The 18,825-nt window shown below is 75.4% G+C and carries 17 protein-coding genes; 13 read left to right on the top strand and 4 right to left on the bottom strand.

Annotated elements, in window-relative coordinates; translation table 11 throughout:
* Window positions 1-63 precede the first annotated feature (63 nt).
* The 4 genes from PHK61_RS10350 (at window position 64) to PHK61_RS10335 (ending at window position 4,626) form a co-directional block, all read left to right on the top strand.
* Entirely contained in the window at window positions 64-1,104 is a 1,041-nt protein-coding gene (locus tag PHK61_RS10350) for a LolA family protein (RefSeq protein WP_274280881.1), read from the top strand.
* Window positions 1,101-2,060 (top strand): ABC transporter ATP-binding protein, encoded by a 960-nt coding sequence (locus PHK61_RS10345; RefSeq protein ID WP_274280880.1) that lies wholly within the window; start codon window positions 1,101-1,103, stop codon window positions 2,058-2,060. Before PHK61_RS10350 ends, PHK61_RS10345 begins: the two co-directional genes overlap by 4 nt.
* On the top strand, window positions 2,057-2,950 hold the full coding sequence (locus tag PHK61_RS10340) for an ABC transporter permease subunit (protein ID WP_274280879.1): 894 nt from the start codon (window positions 2,057-2,059) through the stop codon (window positions 2,948-2,950). The genes PHK61_RS10345 and PHK61_RS10340 overlap by 4 nt, the downstream gene beginning before the upstream one ends.
* Window positions 2,951-3,198: 248 nt before the next feature.
* Window positions 3,199-4,626: an acyl-CoA synthetase gene (locus PHK61_RS10335; protein WP_274280878.1), complete on the top strand. Its 1,428-nt coding sequence runs from the start codon at window positions 3,199-3,201 to the stop codon at window positions 4,624-4,626.
* A gap of 40 nt (window positions 4,627-4,666) precedes the next feature.
* Here the strand turns inward: PHK61_RS10335 and PHK61_RS10330 are convergent, their stop codons facing one another.
* Window positions 4,667-5,302 carry an SAM-dependent methyltransferase gene (locus PHK61_RS10330; protein WP_274280877.1) on the bottom strand — a complete coding sequence of 212 codons (636 nt, stop codon included), beginning with the start codon at window positions 5,300-5,302 and terminating at the stop codon, window positions 4,667-4,669.
* Window positions 5,299-6,255: an NAD(P)/FAD-dependent oxidoreductase gene (locus tag PHK61_RS10325; protein ID WP_274280876.1), complete on the bottom strand. Its 957-nt coding sequence runs from the start codon at window positions 6,253-6,255 to the stop codon at window positions 5,299-5,301. Before PHK61_RS10325 ends, PHK61_RS10330 begins: the two co-directional genes overlap by 4 nt.
* A 49-nt stretch (window positions 6,256-6,304) precedes the next feature.
* On the opposite strand from PHK61_RS10325, the gene PHK61_RS10320 reads away from it, so the two are divergent.
* The 9 genes from PHK61_RS10320 to PHK61_RS10280 all read left to right on the top strand — a co-directional run bounded on the left by PHK61_RS10320 (window position 6,305) and on the right by PHK61_RS10280 (window position 17,737).
* Window positions 6,305-6,865, top strand: a complete 561-nt coding sequence (locus PHK61_RS10320) for a helix-turn-helix domain-containing protein (RefSeq protein ID WP_274280875.1) — start codon at window positions 6,305-6,307, stop codon at window positions 6,863-6,865.
* A gap of 121 nt (window positions 6,866-6,986) precedes the next feature.
* On the top strand, window positions 6,987-8,933 hold the full coding sequence (locus tag PHK61_RS10315) for a methylmalonyl-CoA mutase family protein (protein WP_274280874.1): 1,947 nt from the start codon (window positions 6,987-6,989) through the stop codon (window positions 8,931-8,933).
* Window positions 8,930-11,137, top strand: a complete 2,208-nt coding sequence (scpA, locus tag PHK61_RS10310) for a methylmalonyl-CoA mutase (RefSeq protein WP_274280873.1) — start codon at window positions 8,930-8,932, stop codon at window positions 11,135-11,137. Before PHK61_RS10315 ends, scpA begins: the two co-directional genes overlap by 4 nt.
* Window positions 11,137-12,111 (top strand): methylmalonyl Co-A mutase-associated GTPase MeaB, encoded by a 975-nt coding sequence (meaB, locus tag PHK61_RS10305; RefSeq protein WP_274280872.1) that lies wholly within the window; start codon window positions 11,137-11,139, stop codon window positions 12,109-12,111. Before scpA ends, meaB begins: the two co-directional genes overlap by 1 nt.
* Before the next feature lie 25 nt (window positions 12,112-12,136).
* Window positions 12,137-12,766 (top strand): SRPBCC family protein, encoded by a 630-nt coding sequence (locus tag PHK61_RS10300; protein ID WP_274280871.1) that lies wholly within the window; start codon window positions 12,137-12,139, stop codon window positions 12,764-12,766.
* A gap of 17 nt (window positions 12,767-12,783) precedes the next feature.
* A complete protein-coding gene (locus PHK61_RS10295) occupies window positions 12,784-13,155 on the top strand; it encodes a hypothetical protein (protein WP_274280870.1) in 372 nt (123 codons plus the stop codon).
* Between the two features lie 123 nt (window positions 13,156-13,278).
* On the top strand, window positions 13,279-13,656 hold the full coding sequence (locus tag PHK61_RS10290) for a hypothetical protein (RefSeq protein WP_274280869.1): 378 nt from the start codon (window positions 13,279-13,281) through the stop codon (window positions 13,654-13,656).
* Between the two features lie 140 nt (window positions 13,657-13,796).
* Entirely contained in the window at window positions 13,797-16,571 is a 2,775-nt protein-coding gene (locus PHK61_RS10285) for a helix-turn-helix transcriptional regulator (protein ID WP_274280868.1), read from the top strand.
* Window positions 16,572-16,696: 125 nt separating this feature from the next.
* Complete coding sequence (locus PHK61_RS10280; protein WP_274280867.1) at window positions 16,697-17,737, top strand: methyltransferase; 1,041 nt, start codon at window positions 16,697-16,699, stop codon at window positions 17,735-17,737.
* Window positions 17,738-17,741: 4 nt separating this feature from the next.
* Here the strand turns inward: PHK61_RS10280 and PHK61_RS10275 are convergent, their stop codons facing one another.
* Window positions 17,742-18,380: an NAD(P)-dependent oxidoreductase gene (locus PHK61_RS10275; protein ID WP_274280866.1), complete on the bottom strand. Its 639-nt coding sequence runs from the start codon at window positions 18,378-18,380 to the stop codon at window positions 17,742-17,744.
* A 52-nt stretch (window positions 18,381-18,432) separates the two neighbouring features.
* A complete protein-coding gene (locus PHK61_RS10270) occupies window positions 18,433-18,825 on the bottom strand; it encodes an enoyl-CoA hydratase/isomerase family protein (RefSeq protein ID WP_274280865.1) in 393 nt (130 codons plus the stop codon).

Below are 18,825 nucleotides of genomic sequence, written 5' to 3'. Positions count from 1 at the left end.
GTAGGGCGTCGCGCCCCGGCCGATGCTGAGACCGTCTCAGCTCGGCGCGGCCACGATGGGGTCATGGGACGCAGGAGCTGGGTCGGGGCAGGGATCGGGGCGGCGCTGGTGGCCGCGGTCGGCGTGGGGCTCGTGGTCGCGCCGGCCGGTGCCGCCGCGGCGCCGCCGCTGCCGCCGGTGAGCCCGGAGGACCTGGTGTCCTCGGTGATGACGGCCCAGCGCGGCCCGTTCGCCGGGGAGGTCGAGGTCGACAACGCCCTCGGGCTGCCCGCGGTGCCCGGCGTGCCGCAGCTGGCCAACGGCACCTCGACGATCCGCGTGTGGTCCGGCGGCGAGGACCGCGGGCGGGTCGCGATCCCGTCGGCCGAGGGCGAGCGGACGCTGGTCTCCGACGGCACGACGCGCTGGGCGTACGACTCCCGGGACCGCACGGCGACGCGCTCGCCGGCCGGGGACCGCCAGGGCCCGCCCGAGGGCCAGGGCCAGCAGGACCCGACGGCCGCGGCCACCCAGGCCATCGCGACCCTGCGCCAGACGAGCACCGTCGCCGTCGACGGCACGGCCGAGGTCGCCGGGCGGGCGGCCTACCAGCTGGTGCTGACCCCGCAGCCCACCGAGCGCACCCTGCTGCGCGAGGTCCGCGTCGCGGTCGACGCCGAGACCCGCCTGCCGCTGCAGCTCACCGTGCTCGCGCAGGGCGCGGCCGAGCCGGCGCTGCAGGTCGGCTTCTCCGAGCTCACCTACGGCCCGCAGGACCCGGCGCTGTTCACCTTCACCCCGCCGCCGGGCACCACCGTGCGCGACGCGCAGGAGCAGGACCGGCCGGACGGCCAGCAGGACCGTCCCGAGGGCGAGCGCCGCACCGTCGGCGACGGCTGGGACACCGTGATCGTCGGCCGCGCCCCGACCGCCGAGGGCGGCGGGCAGCAGCAGCGCCCCGAGGGCGCGCCCGACCTCTCCGCGCTCGGCCAGCCCGTCAGCGGCCCGTGGGGCACCGGGCGCGTGATCACCACCGCGGTCGCCACGGTGATCGTCACCGACGACGGCCGGATCGCCGCGGGCGCCGTGCCGCAGCAGGTGCTCACCGAGGCCCTTGCCCAGTGACGGCGGCGACCTCCACCCCGCCCACCGAGGCGGCCGCGTCGCGCCCCGACGCGGTCGCCGCCCGGGTCCGCGGGCTGCGCAAGACGTTCGGGTCGACGGTCGCGATCGACGACGTCGACCTCGACGTCCCCGCCGGCGCCGTCCTCGGGATGCTCGGGCCCAACGGCTCGGGCAAGACCACCCTCATCCGGATGCTGCTCGGGCTGACCCGGCCCACCGCCGGCACGGTCGAGCTGCTCGGCCACGGCGGCGACGACCTCGCGGCGGCGCTGCCCGACGTCGGCGCGCTCGTCGAGGGGCCCGGCTTCCACCCGTTCCTGTCCGGACGCGACAACCTGCTGCGCTGCGCCGCCGCCGAGCCCCGCCTGGACGGCGACCTGCGGGCCCCGGTGGACGCGGCGCTGGAGCGGGTCGGGCTCGCCGACGCCGCCCGCCGGCGCTACCGCGGCTACTCGCTGGGCATGAAGCAGCGCCTCGGGCTCGCGGCGGCGCTGCTCGTCCCGCGCCGGCTGGTGGTGCTCGACGAGCCCACCAACGGGCTCGACCCCGCCGGCACCCGCGACGTGCGCCGCGTGGTCGCCGACCTGCGCGACGCCGGGGCGACGGTGCTGCTGTCGTCGCACCTGCTCGCCGAGGTCGAGGCGGTGTGCACCCACGTGGCGGTGCTGCAGACCGGGACGCTGCTGGTGTCCGGCGAGCTGCGCGCGCTGCTCGACGCGGACGCCGGCGGGCTGGTAGTCAGCACCCCGGACGTCGACGACGCGATCCTCGCGCTGCGCGAGGCGGGGGCGCCGTCGTACCGCGCGGAGGGCGGCGTCGCCGTGCCCCCCGGCTCGCTGGAGGCGCCCGAGATCGTCGCGGCGCTCGTCGGGGCCGGGGTCGCGGTGTGGGAGGTCCACCGCCGCCGCGCCCACCTCGAGGAGCTGTTCGCCCGCCTCACCGAGGAGGACGCGTGACCACCGTGACCACCGTGACCACCGTGTCCACCGTGTCCACCGCGGCCGCGACCCGGACGACGGCGCCGCTGGGCCGGCTCGCGGCCGCCGAGGTCCGCTGGGTCCTGCGCCGGCCCCGCACGCTGGTGCTGCTCGTCCTGCTGGGGCTGATCCCCGTCGCGCTCGGGGTGGGCATCGCCCTGACCGGCGGGCCGGGCGGCGGCGACGGGGACGGCGACGGCCCGGGGCTGGTGGCGGCGGTGGCCGGCAACGGGCTGGTCCTGCCGATCGCCGCACTCGGCCTCGCGCTGACGCTGCTGCTGCCGCTGACGGTCTCCACCGCGGCCGCCGACGCCCTGGCCGGCGAGTCGGCCCACGGCACGCTGCGCGGGCTGCTGCTGGCGCCCGTCGGCCGGGGCCGGCTGGTGGTCATGAAGGCCGTGGGGGTGGTGGCGGTGGCGGTGCTCGCCGTCGCGGTCGTCGCCGTCGTCGGGGTGATCACGGGGATGGTCGTCGTGGGCGGCCCGAGCGGCACCCTGATCACCCTGTCCGGCACGACGCTCGGGCTCGGCGAGGCGCTCGGGCGGGTCGCCCTCGTGGCCGGCTGGACGGTGGTCCAGCTCCTCGCGGTCGCGGCGGTCGCCCTCGCGGTGTCGGCGTTCACCGAGCACCCGCTCGTGGTGCTCGCGGCCGTGCTCGGCGGGCTGATCGTGTTCGGGGTGCTGGCCGCCGTGCCGTCGCTCGAATGGCTCCAGCCGCTGCTGCTGACCTCGGGGTGGGCCGCGGGCGCCGACGCGCTGCGCGACCCGCTCCCGCTCGACGGGCTGGCCTCGAGCAGCCTGCGGGCGCTGGTCTACCTCGTCCTCGGCGTCGCCGTGACGGTCTGGCGGATGCGGCGCCGGGACGGGTAGGGCGGGCTCAGAGGAAGGCGGCCCGGTGCTCGTGGGCCCACTGCGCGAAGGTGCGGCCGGGCTTGTCGAGCAGCGGCTCGACGTCGTGCACCGGCTGCGGCACGCGCGACGATCACCGCGCTGCGCCCGCTGCTGACCGCCGGCGGGGGCGACGCGCGCGCCGCCTGGAAGCTGCGGGTGATCGTCGACGGGCTCCTGACGCAGGGGTAGTCGCGCGGCGCCGGGCAGCGGTGCCCATGATGGGCGCCATGACGACGCTGCTCGCTGCGCTGCTCGACGGCGGACTCGACGACCCCGAGGCGATCCGGGTCGGCGACGTCGCGATGTCCGGGCCCGAGCTGCTCGGCGCGGCGGCCGTCGTCGCCGACCAGATCGCCGACCGGGCCGACGAGGGGCCCGTCGCGGTGTTCGCCGAGCCGACCGCGCAGACGGTGGTCGCGATGGTCGGCGCGCTGCTCGCCGGCGTGCCCGTCGTCCCGGTGCCGCCCGACACCGGGCCGGGCGAGCGCGGCCACGTGCTCACCGACTCGGGGGCCTCGCTGTGGATCGGCGAGCGGCCGCCGGAGGTCACCCTGCCGGTGCGCCGGGTCGACATCACCCGGCGCAGCGGCGACGCCGCCCGCGAGGCCCCGAACGACGGCGCGGCGCTGATCCTCTACACCTCGGGCACCACCGGCGCACCCAAGGGCGTGCTGCTCTCCCGGGAGGCGATGGCCGCCGGGCTCGACGGGCTCGCCGACGCATGGGGGTGGACCGCGGAGGACACCCTCGCCCACGGCCTGCCCCTGTTCCACGTGCACGGGCTCGGGCTCGGCGTGTTCGGCGCGCTGCGGATCGGGTCGCGGCTCGTGCACGTCGGGCGCCCGAAACCCGAGTCGTACGCGGCGGCCGTCCGCGACCACGGCGCGAGCCTGCTGTTCGGGGTCCCGACGATCTGGTCGCGCATCGCCGCCGACCCGCAGTCCGCCGCCGCCCTGCGCCCGGCGCGCCTGCTCGTGTCCGGCAGCGCGCCGCTGCCGGTGCCGGTGTTCGAGCGGCTGCTCGAGCTCACCGGTCAGGCGCCGGTCGAGCGCTACGGGATGAGCGAGACCATGATCACGCTGTCGGTCCGTGCCGACGGCGAGCGCCGTCCGGGCTGGGTCGGGCAGCCGGTCGCCGGCGTGCGCACGCGGCTGGTCTCGACCGACGAGGAGTCCGAGGGCGAGCTGCTCCCGCACGACGGCGAGACGATCGGCGAGCTCCAGCTGCAGGGTCCCGGCCTCTTCGACGGCTACCTCGGGCGCCCCGAGGCGACGGCGGCGACCTGGACCGACGACGGCTGGTTCCGCACCGGCGACGCCGCGGTGATCGACGCCGGCGGCTACCACCGGATCGTCGGCCGGCGCTCGGTCGACCTCATCAAGACCGGTGGCTACCGCGTCGGCGCCGGCGAGATCGAGACCGCGCTGCTCGAGCACGTCGGCATCAGCGAGGCGGCGGTGGTCGGCGAGCCCGACGACGACCTCGGCCAGCGGATCGTCGCCCACGTCGTGGTCACCGGCGAGCCCGTCGACCCCGACGAGGTCATCGCCTTCGTCGCCGACCGCCTCTCGGCCCACAAGCGCCCCCGCGAGGTCCGCGTCGTCGACGCCCTGCCCCGCAACGCGATGGGCAAGGTCCAGAAGGCGCGCCTCTAGGCATGTGAGCGAGATTCCCGGCTATAGCCGGGAGTTTCGCTCACAAGGGGCGGCGGGCGCGCAGGACGGCGTCGTAGGGGAAGCCCGGGCGTCCGTCGGGCTGGACGCCGGTGCGTGCGCGGCGCTCGGCGACCTCGATCGTCCAGCCGTCGAGCGCCTCGGCGAGCTCGGCGACCAGCTGGTCGGCCGTCGCGAACATCTCCGGCGGGTGGTGGCCCGCGAACTCCTCGGGCATGCCCTCGGGGTCGTGCCCGACGAGCAGCAGCCGCCCGCCCGGCGCGACGGCGCCGGCCAGCGCCGAGAGGATCCGCGGGCGCACGTCGGCGGGCAGCTGCAGGAAGTGTGCGGTGACGAGGTCCTGGGGGCCCGGGATCGGGTCGGCGAAGACGTCCACCAGCGCCGTCGCCACCCGCTCGCCCAGCCCCTCGGCCGCGGCGCGGGCCGCGACCCGCTCGAGCCCGACGCGCGAGACGTCGATCGCGGTCACCGTCCAGCCGCGCGCGGCGAGCCAGATGGCGTCGCCGCCCTCGCCGCTGCCGACGTCGAGCGCCGTGCCGGGCGCGAGGTCGGCGACCTCCTGGACGAGCACGGCGTTCGGCTCGCCGCTCCAGATCTTCTCGCTGCTCCCGTAGCGCTCGTCCCAGAAGGCGGCGGTGAACTGCTCGGGTGCGGTCATGCGGGGACTCCCTCCCGGTGACGGGCGACGGCCCGCGCGATGTCCTCCTCGACGAGGTCGGCGTTCAGGCGGGCCCCGGCCATCGTGCCCTCGGCGGCCGCGGCGACGACCTGGGCCGAGAGGTCGGTGACGTTGCCCGCCACCCAGACCCCCGGCACGGGCGTGCGCCCGGTCGTGTCGGCGGTGGTGACGTAGCGCCCGCCGAGGGGGTGGTCGGCGACCTCGACCCCGAGCTCCTCGAGCAGCGCGCTGCGCGCGACGAACCGCGGTCCGACGACGAGGGCCTGGCGTGCCACGACCCGGCCGTCGGACAGGCGCGCGCCGACCAGGCGTCCGTCGGCGATCTCGAGGCCCGTCACCTCCTCGTCGATCACGGCGACGTCGAGCGCCGCGAGCTGCTCGGCCTCGTCGGCGGTCAGGGCCGGACCGTGGTGGCGGAGGTAGACGAGGTCGTCGGTGAGCTGGGAGAAGAGCTTGACCTGGTGCAGGCTGTTCGGTCCGGTGCCGAGGACGGCCACTGCCCGGTCGCGCACCTCCCACCCGTGGCAGTACGGGCAGTGCAGCACGTCGCGACCCCACAGCTCGCGGACGCCGGGCAGGTCGGGCAGCTCGTCGACCAGCCCGGTGGCGACGAGCAGCCGGCGCGCGTGCAGCGTGTCGCCGTCGGCGGTGTCCACGGCGAACAGGTCGCCGACGCGCCGGGCCGCCACGGCCGTGCCGGCGCGGATGCGCCCGCCGTACGACTCGACCTCCGCGCGCCCGAGGCGCACGAGCTCGGCGGGCGGCAGGCCGTCGCGGGTGAGGAACGCGTGCACCCCGGCGGCCGGGGCGTTGCGGGGCTCGCCGGCGTCGAGCACGAGCACCGAGCGGCGGGAACGGGCGAGGGTCAGCGCGCCGGACAGGCCGGCCGCGCCGCCCCCGAGGACGAGGACGTCGAGGGGTTCGTCGGTCATGGCCCCACAGTGCGACGCGAGAGGACGCCCGGCGAGGGAATTTGCCAGTATGGCAACCGTGAACGACGTGCTCGACGACCTCGGGGCCCGCCTCGCGACCCGCCGCCGCCGCGAGGGGCTCGGGCTCGCCGAGCTCTCGGAGCGCACCGGGATCTCCACCAGCACCCTCTCGCGCCTCGAGCACGGCGGCCGGCGCGCCACCCTCGAGCTGCTGCTCCCGCTCGCCACGGTCTACGGCACCGGGATCGACGAGCTGATCGGCATCCGCGAGGCGACGCCGGCCCGGGACGCGCCGGTCTCGCGCACCGAGGACACCGTCATGTACCGGCTCTCGCGCAGCCCCGGACAGCCGGCGGCGTACAAGTTCGTCTTCTCCCCGGCCCGGAACACCCCGCCGGCCGAGCTCCCGACCCACCAGGGCTGGGAGTGGGTCTACGTGCTGGCCGGGCGGCTCCGGGTGATCAACGGTGACGCCGACCTCCTGCTGCGCCACGGCGAGGCCACCGAGATCGACACCCGCCGCCCGCACTGGCTCGGCACCACCGGCGGCGGGCCCGTCGAGCTCGCGCTCTTCGGGCGCCAGGGCGAGCGCGTCCACATGCGCGCTTAGGACCAGCGCCCGCGCGCCGCCCCGGCGCACCCGCCCATCTCGAACGATTCCGCTCGCCCGCTCCGGTGGCCTGTCGCACGGTGGGGAAACAGTCGGTAGCGACCGTTCTACGATCCGGCGTATGACATCGGGCGGGACACGGAGCGCAGCGGAGCTGGACCCCTCTGCCCAGCTGGACGACGAGGCCCCGGAGGAGCTCACCCTGGCCGGGGAGTTCGAGGCCCCGACGCGCGAGCAGTGGCGCGAGCTGGTCGCCGGGGTGCTGGCGAAGTCGGGCCGCGAGGTCTCGCCCGAGGAGGCCGAGGCCGCGCTCGCGACCGTCACCGACGACGGCATCACGATCGCCGGGCTCTACGCCGCCGAGGACGCGCCGGACGTCGACACCGGGGTGCCGGGTCTGCCGCCGTTCGTGCGCGGCGCGCGGCCGGAGGGCCAGGTCGCCGAGGGGTGGCTGGTCCGTCAGCGCCACGCCTTCGCGCGCGACGCCGACCTCGGTGCGGCCCACGACGTCCTCATGGCCGAGCTGGAGAACGGCGTGTCGTCGCTCTGGCTGGTGCTCGGCGACGCCGGCGGCCCGGCCGTCGACGCGCTGCCGACCCTGCTCGAGGGCGTGTTCGTCGACCTCGCGCCGATCGCTCTCGAGGCCGGCCGCGACACCCCGGACGCCGCCGCCGCGCTCCTGCGCTTCGCCGAGCAGGCCGGGTCCGGGGCCATCGGGGGGTCGCTCGGCTACGACCCGCTGCTCGACCGGACGCAGGGCGGCGCGCCGCTCGACGACGCGTACCGCGACGCCCTCGTCGAGCACAGCAGGGTCGCCGCGCAGGGCCACCCCCAGCTGCGCACGGTCGTCGCGGACGCCCTGCCCTACCACCGCGCGGGCGGCAGCGACGCTCAGGAGCTCGGCGCCGCGCTGGCCGCCGGGGTGCACGCGCTGCGCCTGCTCACCGGGGCCGGGCTGAGCACCGACGAGGCGTTCGCGCGGATCGAGTTCCGCGTGGCCGCCACCGCCGACCAGTTCGCGACGCTCGCCAAGCTCCGCGCGGCGCGCCGGTGCTGGGAGCGGATCGGCTCCGTGTCGGGGGCGTCGGAGAGCGCGCGGGCCATGGAGCAGCACGCCGTCACGAGCCCGGCCATGATCACCCGTCGCGACCCGTGGGTGAACATGCTGCGCACCACCGTCGCGGCCGTGGGCGCCGGGCTCGGCGGGGCGGGCGCGGTCACGGTCCTGCCCTTCGACAGCGAGCTGGGGCGCCCCGACGAGGCCGCCCGGCGCCTCGCGCGCAACACCCAGACGCTGCTGCTCGAGGAGTCGCACCTCGCGCACGTCATCGATCCGGCCGGGGGCTCCTGGTACGTCGAGTCGCTCACCGACGCGCTGGCCCACGCCGCGTGGGAGGAGTTCACGCGCATCGAGCGCGACGGCGGCATCGAGGCGGTGCTCGATCCAACACTGCACGCCGATAGGGGGAGCCTGCTCGCCCGCCTCGACGCCACCTGGGAGCAGCGGGCCACGCGGATCGCCCGCCGCAAGGACCCGATCACCGGCGTCAGCGAGTTCCCGAACCTCCACGAGGAGCTGCCCGTCCGCGACCCGCTCCCGATCGCCGAGCACGAGGGCGGCCTGCCGCGGCGCCGCTACGCGCAGGTCTTCGAGGAGCTGCGCGACCGCGCGGACGAGGCCGACACGAGGCCGACGGTCTTCCTCGCCACCCTCGGCAGGCTCGCCGAGTACACCGCCCGTGTCTCGTTCACCGCGAACCTGTTCGGCGCCGGGGGTGTGGCCACCACCGACGGGCCCGGCGGCACCGACCCGCAGGAGATCGCCGCGGGGTTCCGCGAGGCCGGGACGCCGGTCGCGGTCATCGCGTCGTCGGACGAGCTCTACGACCAGCACGCCGCCGACGTCGCGGCCGCCCTGCGCGAGGCCGGGGCGACGCGCATCCTGCTGGCGGGGAAGAAGGACGTCGAGGGCGTCGACGGCACCCTGTACGCCGGGTGCGACGCCGCGGCCGTCCTCCGCGACACGCTCGAGGCCCTTGCCACGAGGAAGACGGGAGAGGTCCGATGAGCATCCCGAACTTCGGCGACGTCGAGCTCGGCACGCCCGAGAGCCCGTCCGGCGACTGGGAGGCCGCCCTCGAGGAGGCCACCGGCAAGGGCGCCGAGGACCTCGTCTGGGAGACCCCCGAGGGCATCGGCGTCAAGCCGCTCTACACGCAGGCCGACCTCGAGGGTCTCGACTTCCTGCGCACCTACCCGGGCGTCACGCCCTACCTGCGCGGGCCGTACCCGACGATGTACGTGACCCAGCCGTGGACCGTGCGCCAGTACGCCGGGTTCTCGACCGCGGCGGAGTCGAACGCGTTCTACCGGCGCAACCTCGCCGCGGGGCAGAAGGGCCTGTCGGTCGCGTTCGACCTGCCCACCCACCGCGGCTACGACTCCGACAACCCGCGGGTGTCCGGCGACGTCGGCATGGCCGGGGTGTCGATCGACTCGATCCTCGACATGCGCCAGCTGTTCGACGGCATCCCGCTGGACCGCATGTCGGTGTCGATGACCATGAACGGGGCCGTGCTCCCGGTGATGGCGCTCTACGTCGCCGCCGCCGAGGAGCAGGGGGTGTCGCCGGAGCAGCTGGCCGGGACCATCCAGAACGACATCCTCAAGGAGTTCATGGTCCGCAACACCTACATCTACCCGCCGAAGCCGTCGATGCAGATCATCTCGGACATCTTCAGCTACACCTCGGAGAAGATGCCGAAGTTCAACTCGATCTCCATCTCGGGCTACCACATCCAGGAGGCCGGGGCCTCGGCCGACCTGGAGCTGGCCTACACGCTGGCCGACGGGGTGGAGTACCTGCGGGCCGGGAGCGACGCCGGCCTCGACGTGGACAAGTTCGCGCCGCGCCTCTCGTTCTTCTGGGGCATCGGCATGAACTACTTCATGGAGATCGCCAAGCTCCGCGCCGCGCGCCTGCTCTGGGCCAAGCTCGTCCACGCGTTCGGGGCGCAGAACCCCAAGTCGCTGTCGCTGCGGACGCACAGCCAGACCTCCGGCTGGTCGCTGACCGCCCAGGACGTCTACAACAACGTCGTCCGCACCTGCGTCGAGGCGATGGCCGCGACCCAGGGCCACACCCAGTCGCTGCACACCAACGCCCTCGACGAGGCCCTGGCGCTGCCGACCGACTTCTCCGCGCGCATCGCCCGGAACACCCAGCTGCTGCTGCAGCAGGAGTCGGGCACGACGCGCACCGTCGACCCGTGGGGCGGCTCGGCGTACGTCGAGCGCCTGACGCGCGAGCTCGCCGGCCGCGCCTGGACCCACATCCAGGAGGTCGAGTCGACCGGCGGGATGGCGCAGGCCATCGACGAGGGCCTGCCGAAGATGCGCATCGAGGAGGCCGCCGCCCGCACCCAGGCGCGGATCGACTCCGGGCGCCAGCCGCTGATCGGCGTCAACAAGTACCCGCTGACCTCCGGCGAGGAGGTCGACGTCCTCAAGGTCGACAACGCCGACGTGCTGCGCCAGCAGGTCGAGCGGCTCAAGCAGCTGCGGGAGGACCGTGACGACGAGGCGGTCCGCTCGGCGCTGCAGCAGCTGACGAACGCCGCGCGCGCCGCGTCGGAGGGGACGCGGGACGGCGACCTCGACGGCAACCTGCTCAAGCTCGCCATCGACGCCGCGCGGGCCAAGGCGAGCGTCGGGGAGATCTCCGACGCGCTCGAGGAGGTCTACGGCCGGCACCGCTCGGACGTCCGGACGATCTCCGGGGTCTACCGTGACGAGGTGGGCGAGAACTCGGCCGTCGAACAGGCGCGCGCCGCCGCCGCGAGGTTCGAGGAGGCCGAGGGCCGCCGGCCCCGCATCCTCGTCGCGAAGATGGGCCAGGACGGGCACGACCGCGGGCAGAAGGTCATCGCCACCGCGTTCGCCGACCTGGGCTTCGACGTCGACGTGGGCCCGCTGTTCCAGACGCCCGCCGAGGTCGCGCGCCAGGCCGTCGAGGCCGACGTGCACGTCGTCGGCGTGTCGTCGCTGGCCGCGGGGCACCTCTCGCTGGTGCCGGCGCTCCGGGACGAGCTGAAGGACGCCGGGGCCGAGGAGATCCTCATCGTCGCGGGCGGCGTCATCCCGCCCGGTGACCACCAGGAGCTCCTCGACAACGGCGCCAGCGCGATCTTCGGACCGGGCACGGTGATCGCCGAGGCCGCGACCCAGCTGCTCGGGACGCTGTCCGAGCGGCTGGGGCACGGCACGGGCTAGTGGACCTCGACCAGTACGTCGACGGCGTCCGGTCCGGCTCGCGGCTCTGGATCGGGCGGGCGATCACGCTCGTCGAGTCGACGCGTCCCGACCACCGCGAGGCCGCCCAGGAGCTGCTCGTCGAGCTGCTCCCGCACGCGGGCGGCGCGCGGCGGATCGGCATCTCCGGGGTGCCCGGGGTCGGGAAGTCGACGTTCATCGGCGCGCTGGGCTCCACGCTGACCGCGGCCGGGTCGAAGGTCGCGGTGCTGGCCGTCGACCCGTCGTCGACCCGCAGCGGCGGCTCGATCCTGGGCGACAAGACGCGCATGAACGAGCTGGCCACCGACGACGACGCGTTCATCCGGCCCTCGCCGACGGCGGGCACGCTGGGCGGGGTCGCGAAGGCCACCCGCGAGACGATGGTCGTGATGGAGGCGGCGGGCCACGACGTCGTCATCGTCGAGACCGTCGGCGTCGGGCAGTCCGAGACGACCGTGGCGCAGATGGTCGACTCGTTCCTCTTCCTGACCCTCGCGCGCACCGGCGACTCCCTGCAGGGCATCAAGCGCGGCATCCTCGAGATCGCCGACGTGATCGCGGTGAACAAGGCCGACGGGCCCCACGCGCGCGAGGCCAAGCGGGCCGCGCGCGAGCTCGAGCAGGCGCTGGCGATGCTGCGGGGCGAGCGGGAGACGTGGAAGGTCCCCGTGCTGACCTGCAGCGCCGCGGAGAGGACCGGGCTCGACGACGTGTGGTCGGCGCTCGTGCGGCACCAGGAGCACCTGGAGTCCGAGGGCGGCCTGGCGGAGAAGCGGGCGCGCCAGCAGGTCGACTGGACCTGGCAGATGGTCCGCGACCGGCTCCTCGACCGGCTCACGGACCACCCGGACGTCAAGGCGATGCGCGGCGAGCTCGAGCGCGAGGTCGAGGCGGGCGAGCTCACCCCCGCCCTGGCGGCCGACCGGATCCTCGACGCCTTCCTTGAGTCCTGACTTATATCAGTCGATACTGATACGCATGGACATCACCCACGAGATCGCGGCCACCCGCCGCACCGTCGGCTCCCGCACGCTGGAGGCGGGGGAGGCGGCCGTCGTGACCCTGAGTCGCGCGTTCCCCACCGACGTCGCCGACCTCTGGTCGGCGTGCACCGAGGCCGATCGCATCGCCCGCTGGTTCCTACCGGTCAGCGGCGAGCTGCGCCTCGGCGGGCGGTACCAGCTCGAGGGCAACGCCGGCGGCACCGTCACCGCCTGCGACCCGCCGACGGGGTTCGACGCGACGTGGGAGTTCGGGGGCGGGGTCAGCTGGATCGAGGTCCGGCTGACCCCCGACGACGACGGGGCGCGCTTCACCCTGACCCACATCGCGCACGTCGACGACGACCACTGGCGGATGTACGGCCCGGGTGCGGCGGGGATCGGCTGGGACCTCGGGATGCTCGGGCTCGGGCTGCACCTGGGCTCGGGCGCCGGCGTGTCGCCCGAGGACGCCGAGGCCTGGTCGACGTCCGACGAGTGCCGGCTGTTCATCGCCGCGGCCGGGCGGGCGTGGGCCGAGGCGAGCGTCGCGTCCGGGATGGAGCACGGCGAGGCCGAGGCCCGCGCGGACCGCACGGTCGCGTTCTACACGGGCGCGGAGGTCTGAGCGGGTATCCCGATCCCATGAGCGAACAGCCCGGTCAGAACCCCTTGTGGGGCGTGATCAGCGGCCTGCGCGGCATGGCCGAGAACGTCGTGCGCGCGGCGGGCGCCCCGCTGGGCGACCTGCCGGCGCTGCCCGAGGTCGCGACGCACCCGGGCGCGATGTCGGCGGCACAGCTCGGGGCGATGCGCACGGCGATCCAGGCGCAGCGCGACGCCGTCGCCGCCATGCAGAGCCAGCTCGCGGCGTTCGACGAACAGCTCCAGGTGCTCCAGCGGCTCCTCGTACCGCTGGCCGAGTGGAGCGCGACGTGGGCGAAGCTCGAGGGCCGCGTGGTCCCCGGCGGCCGGGCCGGCACGGAGGACGGCACCGACCACGGCTCGGCGTCCTGAGCGAGCGACCGCTCGGGTTGGTCGCGGCCGGGGCACGGGTAGCCGGAGAGGAACACCGCGCGCTCTGAGCCCCCACAACGCTGCCGGACCCATCGCGCACCGGACCAACGAGGGCGGTCTCCGATGGGGGTCTCGACGGCGAGCTTCGTGACGACGGTGGTCGTCGGCATCGTCATCACGGTGGTCGTGGGTGTGCTCCTGCGCCGGATCGGGCGTGACTTCCTCGCGGAGGTGTACGGCGACCGGTCGTTCTCGGCCTCGCTGAACTACCTGCTGGTCACCCTCTATCACCTGTTAGCCCTGGGTCTGCTGACCGTGGTGGCGGGCGCGGACCTGGGCCTCACCGGCGTCCAGCTCGTCGTCGTCCGGCTCGGGATCTTCCTGCTGGTCCTCGGCGCGGTGTACGGGCTGGCGGTGCTGGCGCTGGAGCGTGCGCGCAGACGTCAGCGGGAGGAGAGCCTCGAGGACGACTTCCGCCGGCGCACCGAGGGGCGCCGGTGAGCGTCTAGTTGCTGATCGCCGGCGCGGCGCCGACGAAGCGGTCGTCGGTGAGCTGGTCGACGAGGAACGCGGCGACGTCGGTGAGCACCGCTCCGGTCGGCGGATCGACCGCGGGTCCGCGGGCCGAGATACTCGGCCGGGTGACCAGCGCCGAGGGCCTCGTCGCGACCGTCGGCCGCGAGGCGGAGCTCGGCGCCGTGGCGCGGCGGCTGGTCGAGGCCCAGGGGGGCGTCGGCAGCGTCCTGCTCGTGGCGGGTGAGGCCGGGATCGGGAAGTCCCGGATCCTCGCGGAGGCCGGCCGGCGGGCGCGGGCGCGGGGCATGGCCGTGCTGAGCGGTCGGGCGGTCCCCGGCGGCGGCCCCTTTCGTCCCGTCGCCGAGGCGCTCCTGTCGCTGGCGACCCCCGCGACGGCGGAGCACCCCCGGCTCGCCCCGTACCGGCCCGTGCTCGGGCGGCTCCTCCCGGGCTGGCCCGCGACCGCGGCGCCGGACAGCGCCCTGGTCGACCCGGTCGTCCTCCTGGGTGAGGCGGTCCGCGAGCTCCTCGATGTCGGCGGCGGGGAGCGCGGGCTGCTCGTCACCCTCGACGACCTGCACTGGGCCGACCAGGACACCCTCGCCCTGCTCGACTACCTCGTCGGCCGGGTCGCCGGGACGCGGGTGCTGGTGATCGGGACCGCCCGGGACGACGAGCACGCCCCGCCGGGCCTCGCCCAGCTGCACCGCCATCCCGCGGTCGGGGTCGCGCCGCTGCACCGGCTCGCGCCGCCCGAGATCGCTGCGCTCGCGCGGGACCGCGCCGGGCCGCTGTCCGATGCCGCGGTCGACCTCGTGGTGCGCACCTCGGACGGCCTCCCGCTGCTGGTCGAGGAGCTCGTCGATGCCCTGCCGGGCGACGGGGACGACCCCGGGGTGCCGCACACGGTGGCCGACCTGACCCGCCGGCGGATGGACGCACTGCCGGAGGCGGCCCGCGACGTCCTGCGCACTGCGGCCGTCCTCGCCACGACCGTCGAGTGGGAGCTGCTGCCGGCCGCCGCCGGTCGGACCGAGCATGAGGTGGCGACGGCCCTGCGGGCGGGCGTCGAAGCGGCCCTGCTGGTGCGGGAACCCGGGCCGGCCGGAGCGCTGCGGTGGCGGCACGCCCTGACCCGGGACGCGGTCCTGGCCGCACTGCTCCCGCCCGAGCGCGCGGCGATCGCCCGGGCGGCCGCGGCGGCCCTGGACGCCGGACCCGACGGCGAGACCGCGGACCGTGCCCGGCTCGTCGCCGAGCTGTACGTGCAGTGCGGGCGCGGACGCACGGCGGGGCGTCAGCTGCTGGGTCCCGCCCGGGCCGCCGTCGACGCCGGTGCTCTGGGCAGCGCCGAGGCGACCCTGCGGCGCGCCGCCGAGCTGGCCCCCGACGACCACGAGATCGCCGTCGAGCTGGTCCGGGTCCTGACGCTGGCCGGACGTCTCGACGAGGCGGCCGCCCGCGGGGCGGAGCTCCGGCCCGTGGTGCGCGGGGAGCAGCTGACACTGCTGTGCCTGCACCTGGCCCGGGCGGCGGCCGCGGCCGAGCGCTGGGCGGCGGCCGACGAGCTGCTCGCCCCCGTGGCTTCGGCGGGGGACCCGCGCGTGGACGCCGTGCGCGCGCACGTGGCGCTGGGCGAGCACGACGCCGGGCGGGCCGCCGCGCTCGCCCGGACCGCCGCCGCGCGCGGCGCGGAGCACGGCCCGCCGGAGGCGGTGTGCGAGGCGCTGGAGATCGTCGGCCGGGCGCTGCGACGCACCGAGCCGTCGGTGTCCGAGGCCGCGCTCGCCGAGGCCGAGCGGTGCGCGGCGCAGCACGGCCTCACGGTGTGGCGCATCCGCGCGCTGTTCGAGCTGGGCGTCAACGACGTCTACCACGCGAGCCGCAAGGACCGGTTGCTGCTGGCCCAGCAGCAGGCCGAGGACGCCGGGATGCTCGCCACCGCGGCCGTGCTCGACGTCCACATCGGCACCTGCGTCGCGCTCTGCGACGGCCACGTGGCCATGCTGCCGTGGGCCGAGCGCGCCGCGACGCGCGCCGACCTCCTCGGCTTGGCGCCCGTCGCCGCCGCGGCCCGGTTCTTCGCCGCGATCGGGCACCTGTGGGCCGACGAGCGCGCCCGGGTCGCCCCGCTGCTGGCGGAGGCGCGGGAGCTGGCGCCGGAGTCGATGGACGCCGGCGCGCACTACGCGGACGTGGAGGGCATGGCCGCGTGGGTCGACGGTGACCTCGCCGGCGCCGTGTCGATCTTCGACTCCAACGACGAGCGCCGGCGCCGCAACCCCGGCGACATCGCGAGCCCGATGTGGGGGGTGCGCGCGCTCCTGCGGGCCGTGATCGACCCCGACGACGCGTCCGCGGCCGACGACCTGCTGGCCGACGAGATCCGCTGGCACGCCTGCAACGAGGGGGCACGGCTCTACGTGGACGCCCTCGTCCACGCCCGTGCCGGCGATCTCGACGGTGCCGAGAGGTCGATCACCGAGGGCGACCGCGTCCTGTCCGGTTACCGCGTGTGGCGGCACCTCCTGCGCCTCGAGCTGGTCCGGCCGGCCGCGGCCGGGGGATTCGGCGCCCCCGAGCGCTGGCTGCGCGCCGCGTTCGCCGACCTGGAGGGGACCGGCGAGGTGTGCATGCTCCGGCATTGCCGCGACCTCATGCAGGAGCTCGGCCTGCCCGTGCCGCGGACCCGCCGCGACGCCCCGGTGGTGCCCGCCGACCTCCGCGAGCTGGGCGTGACGCCGCGGGAGTGGCAGGTCCTGGCCCTGGTGGAGCAGGGCCGTACCAACGCGCAGATCGCCGAGTGCCTGTTCCTCTCGCCGCGGACGGTCGAGACCCACGTCGCCAGCCTGCTGGCCAAGACCGGGCTCTCGCGGCGTACGGAGCTGCGCTCGCGCTAGCTCCGTAGATCCGTCGCGGTGTCTCGGTGGTCCGGTCCGGATACGGACGCGCCCCCGGCGCGGCAGCGTGACCGCTGTCACCCCGCAGCCACTCCGAGCCACTCCCGCAGCCACCAGGAGGCGTCATGCCGCCGCTGTCCGCATCCCCGGTCGACCCTGCCCGCATCCTGGAAACGGGCTCGGCGTTCTGGGCGTCGAAGACCCTGCTCTCGGCCGTCGAACTGCGCCTGTTCACCCACCTCGGCGCCGCCGGCCCGATGACGGGCGACGCGATCGCCGACCGCGTCGGCCTGCACCCGCGCGCCACCGACGACTTCCTCGACGCGCTGGTCGCGCTCCGGTTCCTCGAGCGGGAGGGCGAGGGCGTGGACGCGCTCTACCGCAACACCCCGGAGACGGCCGCGTTCCTCGACCAGCGCCTCCCGGGCTACGTCGGCGGGCTGCTCGAGATGCTGAACTCCCGGCTCTACGGCTTCTGGGGAGGGCTCACCGAGGCCCTGCGCACGGGACGGCCCCAGAACGAGACCCGGGACAACGGCGAGCCGTTCTTCGCGACGCTCGCCCGCAACCCGGACCGTCTCGAGGAGTTCATGCACGCCATGGAGGGCATCCAGCGCGGCAACTTCGAGGCCCTCGCCGACGCCGTCGACTTCACGTGCCACGCGACGGTCGGCGACGTCGGCGGCGGGACCGGGCTGCTGAGCATCGTCCTCGCGTCGCGGTACCCGCACCTCGCCTGCACGACGTTCGACCTCCCGGTCGTCGAGCCGATCGCGCGCAAGACGGTCGCCGACGCGGGGCTCGCGGATCGCATCGCCGTCATCTCCGGGGACTTCGGCGCCGACCCCCTGCCCCGGGCGGACGTGATCACCATGGGCAACGTCCTGCACGACGGGAACACCGAGCACAAGCGGCGGCTGATCCGCGCCGCGTACGAGGCCCTGCCCGAGGGTGGCGTGCTCGTCGTGGTCGAGAACATCATCGACGACGCGCGGCGGGAGAACGCGTTCGGACTGCTGATGTCGCTGAACATGCTCATCGAGTTCGGCGACGCCGGTGACTACACCGGTCGGGACTTCGCGGGCTGGTGCCGCGAGGCCGGCTTCGAGGAGATCGAGATCCTGCCGCTGGTGGGTCCGGCCAGCGCGGGGATCGCCCGGAAGTAGCGCCTCAGTTGCTGATCGCCGGGGCCGCGCCGACGAAACGGTCGTCGGTGAGCTGGTCGACGAGGAACGCGGCGACGTCGGTGCGCGCCATCGGCGTCCCGACGTCGTCGCGGCCGAGGAACCCGGCGCGCAGCGTGCCGTTGGACGGGATGTCGATGGGCGCGGTCATCCGTGCGAGCGTCCAGTCCAGCCCCGAGGTGGTGACGACCTCGCTGATCCCCTGCACCTCCTCGAGCGCACCGGGGATGAGCAGGCCGATGCCGACCGGGACGAGGCGCTCGACGAGGCTCGGGCGGTCGCGCGGGTCGGGGACGCTGACCGTCCCGAGCGCGATCAGCCGCCGGACGCCGGACTCGTGCATCGCGGCGACGATCGTGCGCGTCGCCTCGGTCAGCGGCCCGGCGCGCAGGAACGGGTCGATGGCGGGGCCGAGCGCGCTGATCACGGCGTCGGCGCCGTCGACGACCTTGCGGATCGCGGGCGCGTCGTCCAGTTCGGCGACGACGACGTGCAGGTGCGGGTCCTCGGCGGTCAGCTTCTCGGGCGAGCGCACCAGCGCGGTGACCTGGTGACCCTCGTCGAGCAGCCGCTCCACGACGAGGCGGCCGATCTTGCCGGTGCCGCCGAACACGGTGACGTCCACACGGGCGGATACCCGCTCCGGCGGCCGGGCGGTGTCGGGCGCGTCACACGGGTCAGCGCGCTCGCCAGACCGGGTCCCGCTTCTCGACGAACGCCGCGACGCCCTCGACGCGGTCCTCGCTGGTGTACCGGTCGGGGCCGGCGTCGAGACGCAGCGCCGCCGACAGGGGCAGCGCGCAGCCCTTGCCCAGCGCGGCGCATACCTCGGTCGGAAGCGCTGTCGTTCTCGCGGATCTCGCGCAGGTCGACCCGGCGCAGAACGCCCGCTCCCCGGCGCCGGTGAGCACGACGACCCAGACGTCGGGGTCGTCGGCGAACCCGTCGAACGCCGCGACGAGGTCGCGCTGCAGACCGGTCGAGAGCGCGTTGAGCCGCTCGGGCCGGTCGAGGGTCACCGTCGCGACCCGGTCGGCGACCTCGACGACCAGCCCGTTCTCCGTCCGCAC

It is taken from the genome of Actinomycetospora lutea (genome assembly GCF_028737205.1).
GTDB classification, from domain to species: Bacteria; Actinomycetota; Actinomycetes; order Mycobacteriales; family Pseudonocardiaceae; genus Actinomycetospora; species Actinomycetospora lutea.
The sequence above is the reverse complement of the archived record's forward strand: the minus strand, read 5'-3'. Positions and strand labels throughout refer to the sequence as shown.